Below are 14407 nucleotides of genomic sequence, written 5' to 3'. Positions count from 1 at the left end.
GGCGGACTCCACTCGAACAAGAACGATCAAAAAGAAAAGAATAAGACGTTATTTATGTGACTCATGATTTTTTGGCGCCTGCGTCATCCACACTTGCTTCATGCTCAATTCAGACAGCAGACACACCACATAGCGCGGCGATGTATCCCGACGATCCCTCAAAAGGATCGCTGACGGGACCGCGGATCATAACCTAATCCGCCAAAGAGATCTTCCCCTTCTGCACAGTTTCGATCCTTTTTATCCACAGGCTATTCTTATCGCAGCTCCCTGCAGCACGCCAAATGGAAGGCGGGTACACATTTTACCCACTCCTTATTAAACGTATTCAAGCATACCCTCGGAGACACGATCGTTACGGTGACATCGATCATGATCTTACTGGACAGATCGTAGGAGGATCCTTGCGCTTTGCAATAGAGTCCGTATAATTCCCTGCCCGCGCGTCTACGCCTTTTCTGTGCTCTGGCAGGCAGAAATTCCAAAAATAATCGGAATGGCTGGCGTGTGAAGTGTGATGTTAATTGACTCAGGACTGTACAATTATTACAATCCTGCCTCTTTCCGTTATATAGACTGTGATATGCGATTGAGGCGTCGGTCATTTTCACGCCGAACAGCCAAACGCGTTTACTGTGAAGTTATAATTTTCCAAGTTTAGGTAGAAATCGCCATGAAACGCACTTTCCAACCGTCCGTATTGAAGCGTAACCGTAGCCATGGTTTCCGTGCTCGTATGGCCACCAAGAATGGTCGTCAAGTTCTGGCCCGCCGTCGTGCGAAAGGCCGTGCTCGTCTGTCTGTTTCTAAGTAATAAAAGCTAACCCACCGAGTGGTTAAGCTCGCATTTCCCAGGGAGTTACGTTTGTTAACTCCCAGTCATTTCACTTTCGTCTTCCAGCAACCGCAACGGGCTGGCACGCCGCAAATCACCATTCTCGGCCGCCTGAACTCGCTGGGGCATCCCCGCATCGGTCTTACCGTCGCCAAAAAGCATGTAAAACGTGCTCATGAACGCAATCGGATTAAACGCCTGACGCGCGAAAGCTTTCGCCTGCATCAACATTCATTGCCTGCAATGGATTTTGTCGTGCTCGTGAAAAAAGGGGTATCTGAGCTGGATAACCGCACCCTGACGGAAGCATTGGAAAAACTATGGCGTCGGCATCGTCGTTTGGCTCCCGACTCCTGATCGGGTTGATACGTGGTTATCAACTCGTTATCAGCCCGTTACTCGGACCACATTGCCGGTTCCGGCCAACGTGCTCGCAATACGGGATTGAAGCAATACGCAGGTTCGGCATGATAAAAGGCTGTTGGTTGACGCTTAAACGCGTATTAAAATGCCATCCTTTGAACCCTGGTGGTGATGATCCCGTACCGCCAAAAACCGACAATAACAGAGAACATTAACGATGGATTCGCAACGCAATCTTCTTCTCATCGCTCTGCTATTCGTAACCTTTATGCTTTGGCAGGCTTGGGAAACGGATAAAAATCCGCCAGCAACCACGCAGGCCATACAGCAGGCGACGAACGCAGTGACCGGTGATGCTACCAACCAGGGCGTACCGGCTAGCGGTCAAGGCAAACTGATCACGGTGAAAACCGACGTGCTGTCGCTGACCATCAACACGCGTGGCGGCGACGTCGAGCAAGCGCACCTGCTGGCTTACCCGGATACATTGGGTTCAGACAAACCTTTCCATCTGCTGGAAACCACATCAGAGTTTGTCTATCAGGCTCAGAGCGGTTTGACCGGCAAAAACGGCCCGGACAACCCGGCTAACGGCCCGCGTCCGCTGTTTACCACCACACAAGATAGCTTCGAGCTGGCAGATGGCCAGAACGAACTGCGCATTCCGATGACGTACACCGCTGCGGACGGCGTAACCTATACCAAAACGTTTGTTCTGAAACGTGGCGACTATGCACTGAACGTTGACTACAGCGTCAACAACACCAGTGCTCAACCTCTGGAACTTACGCTGTTCGGTCAGTTAAAACAGTCTATCGACTTGCCTAAGCACCGTGACACCGGCAGCAGCAACTTTGCACTGCACACCTACCGTGGCGCGGCGTTTTCTTCCAGCGAAGACAAGTACAAAAAGTACAGCTTCAGCGACATGGACGAAAACCTGAACATCACAACCAACAGTGGTTGGGTGGCGATGCTGCAACAGTACTTCGCAACCGCGTGGATTCCGACGACGGCAGGCGCGAATACGTTCTATACCAATAAGCTGGGCAACGGTCAGGCTGCAATTGGCTTCAAGGCTGCGCCAGTTGTGGTTGCCGCGGGCAGTCAACAGAATCTGAACGCCACCCTGTGGGTCGGCCCGGAAATTCAGGACAAGATGGCTGCTGTCGCGCCGCACCTAGACCTGACTGTAGATTACGGCTGGCTGTGGTTTATTTCTCAGCCGTTGTTTAAGCTGCTGAAATTCCTGCACGGCTTTATCGGCAACTGGGGCTTCTCCATCATTGCCATTACCTTTATCGTACGTGGCGTGATGTATCCGCTGACGAAAGCGCAATACACCTCAATGGCGAAAATGCGCTTGCTGCAACCTAAATTGCAGGCAATGCGTGAACGTATTGGTGATGACAAACAGCGCATGAGTCAGGAAATGATGGCGCTGTACAAGTCAGAGAAAGTGAACCCGCTGGGCGGTTGCTTCCCGCTGCTGATTCAGATGCCAATCTTCCTGGCGCTGTATTACATGCTGATGGGCTCCGTTGAACTGCGCCACGCACCATTCGCGCTGTGGATTCATGACCTGTCTGCACAAGACCCGTACTACATTCTGCCGATCCTGATGGGCGTGACGATGTTCTTCATTCAGAAGATGTCACCAACCACCGTGACCGACCCAATGCAGCAGAAGATCATGACCTACATGCCGGTCATCTTTACGGTCTTCTTCCTGTGGTTCCCGTCAGGTCTGGTTATGTACTACATCGTCAGCAACCTGGTTACCATTCTCCAGCAGCAGCTGATCTACCGCGGTCTGGAAAAACGTGGTTTGCATAGCCGCGAGAAAAAGTAATCCGGTTGATGGCTAACCGATAGAAAGCGTAAGGCGGTCATTGACCGCCTTATTTTTTTATAAGCTGTTTTATCACCTAACGATACGTAAAATAGCCTGACAGACAGGCATCAACGCAGAGAGAATATCATGAGCAATACCGACACCATCGTCGCCCAAGCCACGCCACCGGGACGCGGAGGCGTGGGTATTTTACGCGTGTCAGGACGGGCCGCCGCCGAGGTGGCACAGGCCGTTCTGGGTAAGCTCCCTAAACCGCGTCACGCCGATTATCTGCCGTTCCGCGATGCCAACGGCACCACGCTCGATCAGGGTATCGCCCTCTGGTTTCCCGGCCCAAACTCCTTTACCGGTGAAGACGTGTTGGAGCTTCAAGGACATGGTGGTCCGGTCATTCTTGATTTGCTCCTGAAACGTATTCTGACACTGCCCAACGTGCGCATTGCACGCCCCGGTGAATTCTCTGAACGCGCCTTCCTGAACGACAAACTCGATCTTGCGCAGGCAGAAGCTATTGCCGACCTGATTGACGCCAGTTCGGAACAAGCCGCTCGATCAGCGCTGAACTCTCTGCAAGGTGTATTTTCCACCCGCATAAATCAGTTGGTGGAAGCACTTACTCACCTGCGAATCTACGTCGAGGCTGCCATCGACTTCCCAGATGAGGAGATCGACTTTCTCTCCGATGGCAAAATTGAGTCACAGCTCAATGGCGTGATGGCCGATCTGGATGCCGTCCGAGCCGAAGCGCATCAGGGTAGCCTGCTGCGTGAAGGAATGAAGGTCGTGATCGCAGGTCGTCCTAATGCGGGTAAATCTAGCCTACTCAATGCATTAGCAGGTCGTGAAGCCGCGATTGTGACGGATATCGCAGGAACCACGCGCGACGTATTACGTGAACATATCCACATCGACGGCATGCCGCTGCATATCATCGACACCGCCGGGCTACGCGATGCCAGCGACGAAGTGGAACGCATTGGTATTGAGCGTGCCTGGCAGGAAATCGAACAGGCCGATCGCGTGCTATTCATGGTCGATGGCACCACCACGCAGGCAACTGAACCTGAGCAGATCTGGCCGGAATTTATGGCTCGCCTGCCAAAAACGTTGCCGATTACCGTAGTGCGCAATAAGGCTGACGTTACTGGTGAAACGCTTGGTATCGAGGATGTGAACACTCACTCACTTATCCGTCTTTCCGCCCGTACGGGTGACGGTGTGGATACGCTACGCGATCATCTCAAGCAAAGTATGGGATTCACCAGCAACACCGAAGGCGGTTTTCTGGCACGACGCCGCCATCTGCAAGCACTGGAACTGGCAGCCCAGCATCTGATTCAGGGGAAAGAACAGCTGGTGAGCGCCTACGCGGGCGAACTGCTGGCAGAAGAACTACGGCTGGCACAGCAGTCCCTGAGTGAAATCACCGGCGAATTCACCTCTGACGATCTGTTAGGCCGTATCTTTTCGAGCTTCTGTATCGGGAAATAAGATAGTAAACGGAATTCAGCCCAGAAATTAGCCGCCCAGCTTTCGCCTGCCGTCCACCCGGAGTCACATCATGGAAAGGAGCAGGCAAATAGCCAGTGTAGGGCGGCACCATTTTTGCGGTTCAGTGGACAGAAAAAGGAATAAGCAGGACACATCTCAACAGACCCCACTTTTCTTATCAGGTTGATGACATTCAAATATGGCAGAACTCTCTGATAATTCTTGCATAATTCCCTCACCAGCAAACCAATTTCTATTCAAATTAATCGTCCCCGCCACTATTTTCCTTTCACCAATTATTCACAGATATAATCCGTTAGAGATGAATAAAATTCATTATAAAACGAATAGATAAAAGATAATAAAATGAAAAATTAAAAAACTATTTTGTGAACCAAAAGTTATTGTGGTATTAATAAATTGAAATCCAATTTTACCTTGCAGGATAATTATTTATCCCTGCCATTTATTTTTCTTATAAAGAAACACGATTTTATTATATAGAGTGCTATTTATGCATTTTTTAATGATAGGCATCTTGTCTTATTTTTCGCATAACGCTTAAATAGGTGATAAGAGAAATGAACAATAACCTCATTGTAAAAGATGATAGTTCAAATTATTATCAAAGTAATCTTGTAATAAAGAGAACGGAAAAAGGTTATCTCCCTAACCTACCGTCTCTGAATGGTACTCGTATTATTGCAGCCCTTCTTGTGTATCTCTTTCACACATCGATCGGGAATATGTTAAACCTGTTCTCGGATGAATCTATCGGTGAAGCCTACTCTTTTGTCTTGAGTAAGGCGGGATGGGTAAGCGTATCGTTTTTCTTTATTCTGAGCGGCTTTGTCATGAATTGGTCATCGCCATCCGTTCGCAGCCCGCTTCAATTTTATAAGAAACGATTCGCAAAGATATACCCTGTAAGCATGTTAATTATCATCCTACTTGTTTTTACTGGAATAATAAGTGTTGGACGCGTTGATGTCTGGTTACCCAATTTATTATTGATACAGACATGGATACCACAGGGCGATATCTATATTGGTGGCAACGTCCCCAGTTGGTTTCTCTCCGTGATTGTTTTCCTTTATATTGTTTACCCTTTCCTGCTCAAGGTCGTCAAAAAAATACCGACGGAGTCTTTATGGGTGTCCGTATTATTATGCTACGCCGCCTTAATTGGCGTTTATGGCGCAATTTATACGTTATTACCCACCGTTCCACTGATCGAAGGTTGGCCTTTTGAAGTGGGTGAAATTCAATGGTGGTTTGCCTATACTTTTCCACCAACACGCGTTTTTGAATTCACTATTGGTATGTTACTGTCACGTATTATTCAGGAAGGAAAATGGATCTCCGTTTCAGTAACGACAAGCGTAATATTAACTGCGCTGACCTATTGCATTGATCTTTTTATGCCTTTCCTGCTGAGTTTCAATTTGGTGACTCTTATTCCGCTGGTATTACTGATAGGCTCACTCGCGGCGAGCGATCTACAAGGGAAACGTTCATTTTTACATGCGAAACCAATGCAATGGTTAGGAAGCATTTCTTTCTGCTTTTATCTGATCCATTTCTTAGTGCTTCGCTTGCTGAATGAATGGACTGATGGCAATCAATACGGTGTGGCAGACGCCGCGCTGCTGATCATTGCCGCTGGAGCGGTTAGTCTTATCGCCGGCTGGTTGCTTTATCAATTCATCGAGCAGCCTGTAGGCAATTTACTGACGGCCAAAAAGAAACAAAGTGTGAGTAATCAAGTGCAAGAAAGCACCCCAACATCTTGATAAATAAAAGATGTGACTAAGGATAGGTCTGTTCTGACAAGGCAATGCAATAGGCTCAGCATGAATGCTGAGCCTATCGTGACACTTACTTCAGCGTTGCTTTCACTACGGCTGACAGCGGCGTCGTTGGGCGACCAATCAGACGGCTCAGTTGCTTACCGCCATCGAACAGCCCGCCTTTGGATGCACCGACGTCGGAATCCGCAATAATCTGCGCGAAAACATCGGGAAGCCCAGCGGAAACCAGTGCAGCGGTGAACTCCGCTTCAGACAGGTTTTGATAACCGATAGATTTACCCGACTGTTTGCTAATTTCAGCAGCCAGTTCCGCCAGCGTATAAGGTTCATCACCAGCCAGTTCGTAAACCTTGCCAGCCTGCCCTTCCTGCGTCAGCACCGCGACCGCAGCGGCGGCGAAGTCTTCACGGGTTGCAGACGTAATTTTGCCTTCGCCCGCGCTACCGATAAACACACCGTGTTCCAGCGCCGCAGGGATGCTGGCCGCATAGTTTTCGGTATACCAGCCGTTGCGCAGCAGGACATGCGGTAAACCAGAGTCCTTCAGCAAGGCCTCCGTTTGACGGTGTTCTTCCGCCAGCGCCAGAGGGGACTTATCCGCGTGCAGCAGGCTAGTGTACGCAACCAGTTTCACGCCGGCTTTCACCGCGGCTTCAATGACGTTGCGGTGTTGCGCCGCACGCTGGCCAACCTCACTTGAAGAGATCAGCAGCACTTTATCCACACCTTGCAAGGCGGACGCCAGCGCTTCAGGTTGATTATAATCCGCCGCTTTCACCTGCACGCCTTTTGCAGACAGATCGGCAACTTTATTGACATCACGCACCAGCGCCACGATGTCGCCCGCCGGAACCTTCTCTAACAGTTGTGCAATGACTAAACGGCCCAGTTGGCCAGATGCACCAGTAATAGCAATCATCTCAAGCTCCTTTTATTGACTGTCTTTCATTAACCATCTTTTGTTAACCGTCTTTTGTTAACAACAACTGGATGGCATAATATCGGCAAAGCTAACTTTAAGTAAGTACATACATAAAGGTAAGTATAGTGAGTCAATCTAAAACGCCTATCGATTTATTGCCGCCCCTTCTGCCAACTGGTGATGTCTTCGCTGAAAAATGTCCCTCTCGCCAGATACTTAACCACGTTACCAGCCGTTGGGGCGTACTGATTCTGATTGCATTACTTGATGATACGCATCGTTTTAGTCAACTGCGTCGACGGATTGGCGGCGTGAGCGAGCGCATGCTGGCGCAGACTCTACAATGGTTGGAAAGTGATGGCTTTGTCCTGCGAACGGCCTATCCGGTTGTCCCGCCACATGTTGAGTATAGCCTCACCCCATTAGGCAAAGAGGTTGGTGTGCGGGTAAAAGAGCTGGCGATATGGGTAGAAGGGAATCTGGACGAGATTATGGCGGCGCAGCAATCAAGTGAACAACCATCGGGTGAACAGCGGTCAGATAAACAACCGTCAGGTAAACTGCGCGCCTCTTGAAGCGCGGTCCTTGAGCAGTAAGAGGCGTGTATGAGTAACAGGCGGTGATATCAGAGAGAATGGCTTTCCTGCTCTCGTCATCAACCGCCATAAACCAAAATGCATCTTTAGTTGGTCACGACGATATATTGTCGATACCAACAATGATGCCGTGCTCATTGTGCCAAACACGCTGAATCTTGTTACGACTCAATTCCTGAGAAAATCCATCCGGTAAAGAAAAACTTCTGGCAACGTGTTCGGCATCTAGCGCATCAGCACGCGTTCTTTGTTCTTTTCTGGAACGATAGCGATAGTGCTCCAGTTTCCCCCAGGCAATTAAGAGCGACGCATTTACCAGGAATATGCATAAATGTATCGGTATAGTCCAACCATCAGAGGTAAAGGTAGGCAGTTCGGACATATGACTATTCAAAAAAGTCCCGATAAATACCTCGGAAAACAGCCAAATAAAGATTCCCCATCCACATAGCGTCAGGAAAGAATCAACAAAGAGTGGAAACCAGCGTCTTTCAGAAATGATTAAAGGTGAATGCATCATTTATCCTCTTTCAATACCACGATCTGGGCTTTCCCAACGCGCTCGTTTTTTACGGGAACGCAGCATGACCTTTGGAAAACTGATCAGGCTGGTACACAGACTCAACGTCCAATACACCATGGGATACCAGATTACCCAGAACAGATATTTGCCAATATCTTTCTCATAGCGTCGTTCGATCAACATACTGACAGCAAACTGGATTAAACAGACCACGCCAATCATCATGCCGGTAAACGCGGGAGGAAAGAGCGTTTCTACCCGAATCCCCTCAGGCAGTTGTATTAAAAAGCCTAATAAATACAACAAGACGCTCATGGCATAAGTGAAGGCCCATAATATCGAAATCGAGTATTCAAGGAATAACGGCCACATGCGGCGATAGCGCCATGACCATAAATGACGGAAGTTTTTTAAAAAAACCTCGGCACCGCCCTGCGCCCAACGTAGCCGCTGTTTCCACAAGCCAGAGAGTTTTTCCGGCATCAAAATCCAACACAGTGCTCTTGGCTCAAAAAATATCGACCAATGGCGCAATTGGAGCTTCCAGCTAATATCGATATCTTCCGTGATCATATCGGTACTCCAGTAGCCAACTTCAGCTAACGCACTGCGACGAAAAGCGGAGATAACGCCAGAAACGGTGAACACTTTGCCGTAAACGCGCTGTGTACGTTTGATCAACCCAATAATTGAGGAAAATTCACCAACCTGAATACGCCCAATCAGCGTCGAGCGCGTTCTTATTCTTGGGTTTCCCGTTACTGCGCCGACCCGCGGATTATTGATCAACGGGTTAACTAAATAGGCGACAGCATCGGGATCGAGAAGCGCATCGCCATCAATACACACCAGCAGATCGCTCTTGGCCGCGGCACACGCGGTTTGAAGCGCCACCGCTTTGCCCTGATTATTCGCCAGATGAATGACTCGCAGTTTGTCATATTGGTTCGCCAACCGATCGAGCACATCGCCCGTGTCATCATTGGAACCGTCATTCACCGCGATCACTTCGATATGGGTATAACGCTGTGCTAATGCCGCTTCAATCGTTTCACATACGTTAGGCCCTTCGTTATAGCAGGGGATCAGGAGCGAAACTAACGGGCGCCCGGCGGGTTCATCGGGTATCCCCTCTGCTCCCTTGCGCCAATGGCGTTCATAGTGAAACCAAAAATACAGCCCTCCCGTTATCCATATCCCCGACATAAATAAAGGCCAGAAAAAGGTAAAGTTAAGAACGACATCCCCCGTAAAGGAAAACATCGCGCCAAAAGGGATGCCGAGCATCAGACATAAGATTAAGAAAGCTAAGATTCTCTCTATCATGGCAGTGGATACCATTCTGGTGAAATCATGGGGCGGATGCTTTCCAATTCAGGTGAATTGTTAAGAAAATCATCCGGATAGTAACCGTAATTTTGCGCACCATTCAGTTGCAACACGGTCATCCATTTAACCAATTGTTCGGTGTCTAACCACGGTTCTTCCGGGATACGCCAATCCCGAGCCTGAAGTTCAAAAACCGTTTTATTCAGCGCGCCAGGGCGACGAGCCACTTCTTGTACCAGCTTTTGCAACCACGCATTGCTGTCCTTGGGCGCGATGTTTTCCATCAATGGCATCGCCATGGGGGCAACCCAATCATAAGCGGCAAGGAAGTCATCCAGATTTTGGGAGAACCATGCTTCACTTTCCGGTTCAATAATCGGTAATGCGAAAATGTTACGTGCGGTACGAACTTGCGGGCCACGAATGTCACGCACACGGGCCGCCAGGTCGAGCGTAAAGTCCGTTAGCGCTTTACTTTTAAACCGCGTCCAGCGTGCATTAAGCTCGGGGTCACGACGAATGCTGGCAATCGAGTCGGGGAATCCAGCCTTCCGATATGCCTGCATCGCCGAATGGCTTGCATCTTCATCCTCTGCCAGCACGGCATCATCATGAAATAAGATGCCCTCGAACATGGCGTAGGCAGAAAGATCTTCATAGATATCACTAATTCGTCTTCTGGCTTCCGCATCCCATAACGATAAACGTCTATATTGGCTACGGTTGATACTTCGCTGGCCGCTCTCGCTGTCAATCCGCTCAACGCGCGGCAACGTTTCATCATCCATATCAAAGGCCAGTACCGGCATCCAGGCATAAACGCGAACAAGCGCTCGCGATGCTAGCTGCCAGGCCACATGATTGAATAAATCTTCTCGAACGGGCATCCAACGATTAGGGAAGTAGAGTGACTTTACGTTGCCATCTCCTTTGGGATCGGAGAAAGCCTGAAGATAGACGGTATTAATACGCAAGTCGGCAATGCGCTGAACTAATGCATCGACATTACGAGACTGCTGCGCTTTATCGGTGTCATAAACATAATCCAGGTCGATATGCGCAACCCGTATCACCTCAGGTTCACGGACATAGCTAACCAACAGCGCAAACTGCTGTACATCGGGATTGTTGTTAATCAGTATGCGAGGAACGCTATAGGGTGAGTCGGTTGATGCGGGCCCATTTTTAAGCGTGAGTGCCAGCTGATAACCCTGTTGCTTAACGATGTTTAGGGCATCGCCTCCTACCGCACCATAAGGCCAAACCCAAACCCGAGGCTTTTTCCCCGTCGCGTCAGCGATCCTTTTAGTAATGAGATTCGTATCATGCGCAAAACGTTTACGATACTCATCTCGCGTTTCGTATCGCTTGCTCTCAGGAAAATACTGACGAGTAACGGCGGCGGGTTCCATGTTGCCCTGCGGGTTTGCCTGAATCCCTTTATGTAAGTCATAGGTATGGGCACCAATTTCTACCAGACCAGATTGCGCCATTTCACCGACTTGCTGCCAGGTCAGAAAATGGTTGCGAGGTATTTGAACACCACTAAAATCCACCGGCTGATCTTCAGGTGTGTCCAGCCAGCGCCCTACGGGTGCCAGTACTGCCGGCCAATCATAGGCTTTCAGCAGAGGGTAAACGCGATGATAAAAACTGCTGTAACCATCATCAAATGTCAGTAGCACCGCCCTGTCTGGTAGCGGTTTCCCCCCTGCGCCCGCAGCCAGAATGTCATCAACGGATACCGGGTGGTAACCATTTTCCCTCAACCAGGCAAAGTGTTCATTCAGTGCGCTGGTGCGTACCGCCATGAAACGTTGATCGGCTCCATTATCTGCCACATCGTGATAGGCAATAACGATATATTGATTGGCTTTCCACGGCTGTTCCTTGACCAAAACCGGGCGTTCTGCGGGTGAGCTATATTTCACGTCAACGGAATGTGCGCAGGCGGTGATCATTAACACCCCCAGCAGCATCACAACGTTTCGTAGTCGTATGAATGACATCACCTTTCTCCTCAAAACCGATAATTCAAATCAAAAGACAGCGACACATTCTGTTCCCGTTTGCCGTCGTAAGGCCGTTTATCCCACTGAACGCTCACCCCCGTATCCAGCACGTCGTTCCACCGTACTCTTTGCCCGTATCCGAGTTGGGTGATGACGCCAGCGGAGGCGTCTTTCTGCCAGTAACGCCCGACACCCGCCGTTATCTCTTGATGCCACTCCGTCTGGTAATGTCGATAAAGCAAGTGATCGATGGCTAAGGCGGGTAAGACGGCCACATACTTCCGTGGATTGTAATAAGGGGTGTTTTGCTGACTGTTCGCCCCCACACTGAGCGACGGGGTGAAATCTATGACTAAAGACGGTGATGAAAAGACGCGTTCTTGCCCACTCAGTGCATATTCCTGACGCCTGTTGCCATCAGAAAACCACCCGTGCGACAGGTCTGCTTGCCATGAGCGCCGTTCACTTTGCCGCCAGCGCACATACCCTCCAGCACCATTAGCCGTTACGCCATTTTTAAGTGCCTGTAGCGGTGTGCTGCGCATGAGCCGTTCGGCATTAAGGCCGACACGCCAAAAGTCGTTAACATCATGGCGATAAGAGAGACGCCCGCCGATATCAGAACCCAATCCAAAATTTCGGTGTGAAAGCTCAGCCTCAGCCCAATGGTCACGATCGGTAAATTCCACGCCGCCGCGAAGAGTGCGGTGGGTCGCCTGCCCATCACTGAAATCGCTTTGATTAAAAGCCCCCCCAGAGAACACACGCCAATGGTCGGCAAACGGCGGACTATAGAGCACGGCATCAATCTCAGTGTCGTTCATTCCTTTCGTTGGACTGTCAGACTTGAGCCCCTGAGCGCCAGCAATACGCAACTCCGCCATGTGATGAACCTGACGCAGGCGCGCTAATCGTTTCACAGAGAAATCATCTGGGTAGCGGGTTACAGTATCGTCAGTCAGTTGTTCAAGTTGGCGCCATTCCTGCAATTCCAATGCAGTAAGTCCCTGGTGGGTTTCCAACCGGAATGATCTTGGTTCCAACAACTCAACTCGCTTTAATAACGTTTCGGCACGACGCGGCCATCCCCTACTTAGATAAACTTCGGCCAAACGTATATTCAGCTCTTGGTTTCCTGGCCCGGTAAAAGCCAGACGTTCCGCCAGCCGTTGCGCCGCAGGAAAATCGTTATGAGAAATCAGTGACTGTATACGCAGGTATTTGATGTCAACCCAATCGTCGTTAGGTATGAAGGTTGATAAACCATAAACACTTTTCTTATAAGGTGTTTTTTCTCCAGCCTGAACGGACAACTGCATTGCCTGTTCAACTTTTTCACTCTCCAGAATGCTGTAGAAAAAATCGCCTTGCCGCGCTATCTGCAAGCGTTGCGAAGGATCTTCCTGTATTACCGCGCTGAGAATCTGCTCTGCTTTCTCTGGCTGCTGCAAATAGAGATAAGCAGAAGCGACCCAGCGTCGTGCATAACTGGGAATATCTCCCTCTTTGAGGAGGGATTGATATTCCGAAATAACCTCTTCCATACGATAGCGAACCAGCAATGCACCTAGCCGATCAATTCGCGCATGGCGATAGCTGGCTTTTGCAGACGGATGCGTTCGCCATTGATTCATCAAGGCGCTATAACGCGCTAAAGCGCGATCCGCCACAACGAAACGTTCGTTCTCCGTTGTCGAGGCAATAAACGCAAGACGGACCAATTCCGCCGCCGCCTCCAGTTCTCGCTGACGTTGCCTTTCGTCGGCCTGGACGCCATGGAGCTTGCCGTTTTCCAGGGCATTTAACGCTGGCGCGCTAACATTATTGCTGGAGAGAATATCGCTGTAGTCATAGCGCAGGGCTTTATCCTGTGGTGCATAACGCATAGCCTGAATGATAGAAAAGAGAGAGTCAGTGTGCTTTCCCGCAATTCGTTGCACCCACGCTAATTCACGCCAATGGTTTGCCGTTGGCTCACGCTTAACGCGAGACGCAGCGAGTTCCAGCGCTGTTTTTGTCTGTCCGGCATCGGCGAGGGTGAGTATCAAACCACTACGCGCATCGTCATCTCGTGGAGAACGTTGCAAAACCCGACGCCATAACGCCACTGATGGCTGCCACTGACGGAGATTACGGTAGGATTTCGCCGCCGCTCTCAGCGCAGGATCGGGCAGTGACATCGTTGGCGAATAGGCTTCCCAAATTCGCCTCACTTCAGCATCCTTTCCCGCCCAACCGTTAATTTGTAGCCAGTCGGTCACTTCAGCTGCGGTCAATACACGGTTTCTGGATTGCCCATCGAACCATGACGTCGCCGTGGATATATCCCCCTGACGAGCATTGATGATTAATGTGTCGTAATGAGAATCCGCCGCCACCACGCTGCCAGAGAAGGAAAAATAAACTAATGATTTAAGTAAGTTAAATAATATTGGGTTGAGTCTGCTTGAATGAGAATTAACGAAACTCATCGCTGAATCTCCCCACCAGTGATGACAGGATGACATTCAAATACATCGTTGAACGCTGGTTTCATGACTTAACACCTCTAATCGAGTCTAAACGCGGCATGCAGCTATCCCTCCCGTGATTCGAAGTCAGAGATAGACGCTAAGGCCAGTTTGGCGCATAATAATGCATATAGTTTTTTTATCAATATAATTTTTATAC

12 protein-coding genes are annotated in these 14407 nt (G+C 49.6%); 7 read left to right on the top strand and 5 right to left on the bottom strand.

From position 1 onward, the window contains the following. Nucleotides 1-673 precede the first annotated feature (673 nt). The 6 genes from rpmH to I2D83_RS22240 all read left to right on the top strand — a co-directional run bounded on the left by rpmH (nt 674) and on the right by I2D83_RS22240 (nt 6337). Entirely contained in the window at nt 674-814 is a 141-nt protein-coding gene (gene rpmH / locus I2D83_RS22265) for a 50S ribosomal protein L34 (RefSeq protein WP_015842368.1), read from the top strand. Nucleotides 815-832: 18 nt separating this feature from the next. Continuing rightward, a complete protein-coding gene (rnpA, locus tag I2D83_RS22260) occupies nt 833-1192 on the top strand; it encodes a ribonuclease P protein component (protein ID WP_071821045.1) in 360 nt (119 codons plus the stop codon). Continuing rightward, nucleotides 1156-1413: a membrane protein insertion efficiency factor YidD gene (gene yidD / locus I2D83_RS22255; protein WP_194431351.1), complete on the top strand. Its 258-nt coding sequence runs from the start codon at nt 1156-1158 to the stop codon at nt 1411-1413. The genes rnpA and yidD overlap by 37 nt, the downstream gene beginning before the upstream one ends. Nucleotides 1414-1415: 2 nt before the next feature. After that, the gene (gene yidC / locus I2D83_RS22250; protein WP_015842366.1) at nt 1416-3050 is read left to right on the top strand and encodes a membrane protein insertase YidC; all 1635 of its coding nucleotides are present in this window, start codon (nt 1416-1418) and stop codon (nt 3048-3050) included. A 129-nt stretch (nt 3051-3179) separates the two neighbouring features. Beyond that, nucleotides 3180-4544: a tRNA uridine-5-carboxymethylaminomethyl(34) synthesis GTPase MnmE gene (gene mnmE, locus I2D83_RS22245; RefSeq protein ID WP_182100695.1), complete on the top strand. Its 1365-nt coding sequence runs from the start codon at nt 3180-3182 to the stop codon at nt 4542-4544. A gap of 581 nt (nt 4545-5125) precedes the next feature. Continuing rightward, nucleotides 5126-6337: an acyltransferase family protein gene (locus tag I2D83_RS22240; protein ID WP_205947317.1), complete on the top strand. Its 1212-nt coding sequence runs from the start codon at nt 5126-5128 to the stop codon at nt 6335-6337. An 85-nt stretch (nt 6338-6422) separates the two neighbouring features. Here the strand turns inward: I2D83_RS22240 and I2D83_RS22235 are convergent, their stop codons facing one another. Continuing rightward, nucleotides 6423-7274: an SDR family oxidoreductase gene (locus I2D83_RS22235; protein WP_180779440.1), complete on the bottom strand. Its 852-nt coding sequence runs from the start codon at nt 7272-7274 to the stop codon at nt 6423-6425. A 128-nt stretch (nt 7275-7402) separates the two neighbouring features. On the opposite strand from I2D83_RS22235, the gene I2D83_RS22230 reads away from it, so the two are divergent. Further along, complete coding sequence (locus I2D83_RS22230; protein WP_181830446.1) at nt 7403-7852, top strand: winged helix-turn-helix transcriptional regulator; 450 nt, start codon at nt 7403-7405, stop codon at nt 7850-7852. Nucleotides 7853-7967: 115 nt separating this feature from the next. On the opposite strand, the gene pgaD is transcribed toward I2D83_RS22230, so the two are convergent. From pgaD to pgaA, 4 genes are read right to left on the bottom strand one after another with little or no spacing between them, the layout of a single operon-like run. Next, nucleotides 7968-8393: a poly-beta-1,6-N-acetyl-D-glucosamine biosynthesis protein PgaD gene (gene pgaD / locus I2D83_RS22225; protein ID WP_241007252.1), complete on the bottom strand. Its 426-nt coding sequence runs from the start codon at nt 8391-8393 to the stop codon at nt 7968-7970. Continuing rightward, on the bottom strand, nt 8394-9722 hold the full coding sequence (gene pgaC / locus I2D83_RS22220) for a poly-beta-1,6-N-acetyl-D-glucosamine synthase (RefSeq protein ID WP_205947316.1): 1329 nt from the start codon (nt 9720-9722) through the stop codon (nt 8394-8396). Continuing rightward, a complete protein-coding gene (pgaB, locus tag I2D83_RS22215; protein WP_205947315.1) occupies nt 9719-11734 on the bottom strand; it encodes a poly-beta-1,6-N-acetyl-D-glucosamine N-deacetylase PgaB in 2016 nt (671 codons plus the stop codon). The genes pgaC and pgaB overlap by 4 nt, the downstream gene beginning before the upstream one ends. Nucleotides 11735-11745: 11 nt before the next feature. After that, nucleotides 11746-14208 carry a poly-beta-1,6 N-acetyl-D-glucosamine export porin PgaA gene (gene pgaA / locus I2D83_RS22210; protein WP_205947314.1) on the bottom strand — a complete coding sequence of 821 codons (2463 nt, stop codon included), beginning with the start codon at nt 14206-14208 and terminating at the stop codon, nt 11746-11748. Between the last annotated feature and the right edge of the window lie 199 nt (nt 14209-14407).

Origin of the sequence: Pectobacterium aroidearum (assembly GCF_015689195.1) — a bacterium.
Taxonomy (GTDB): Bacteria; Pseudomonadota; Gammaproteobacteria; order Enterobacterales; family Enterobacteriaceae; genus Pectobacterium; species Pectobacterium aroidearum.
The sequence above is the reverse complement of the archived record's forward strand: the minus strand, read 5'-3'. Positions and strand labels throughout refer to the sequence as shown.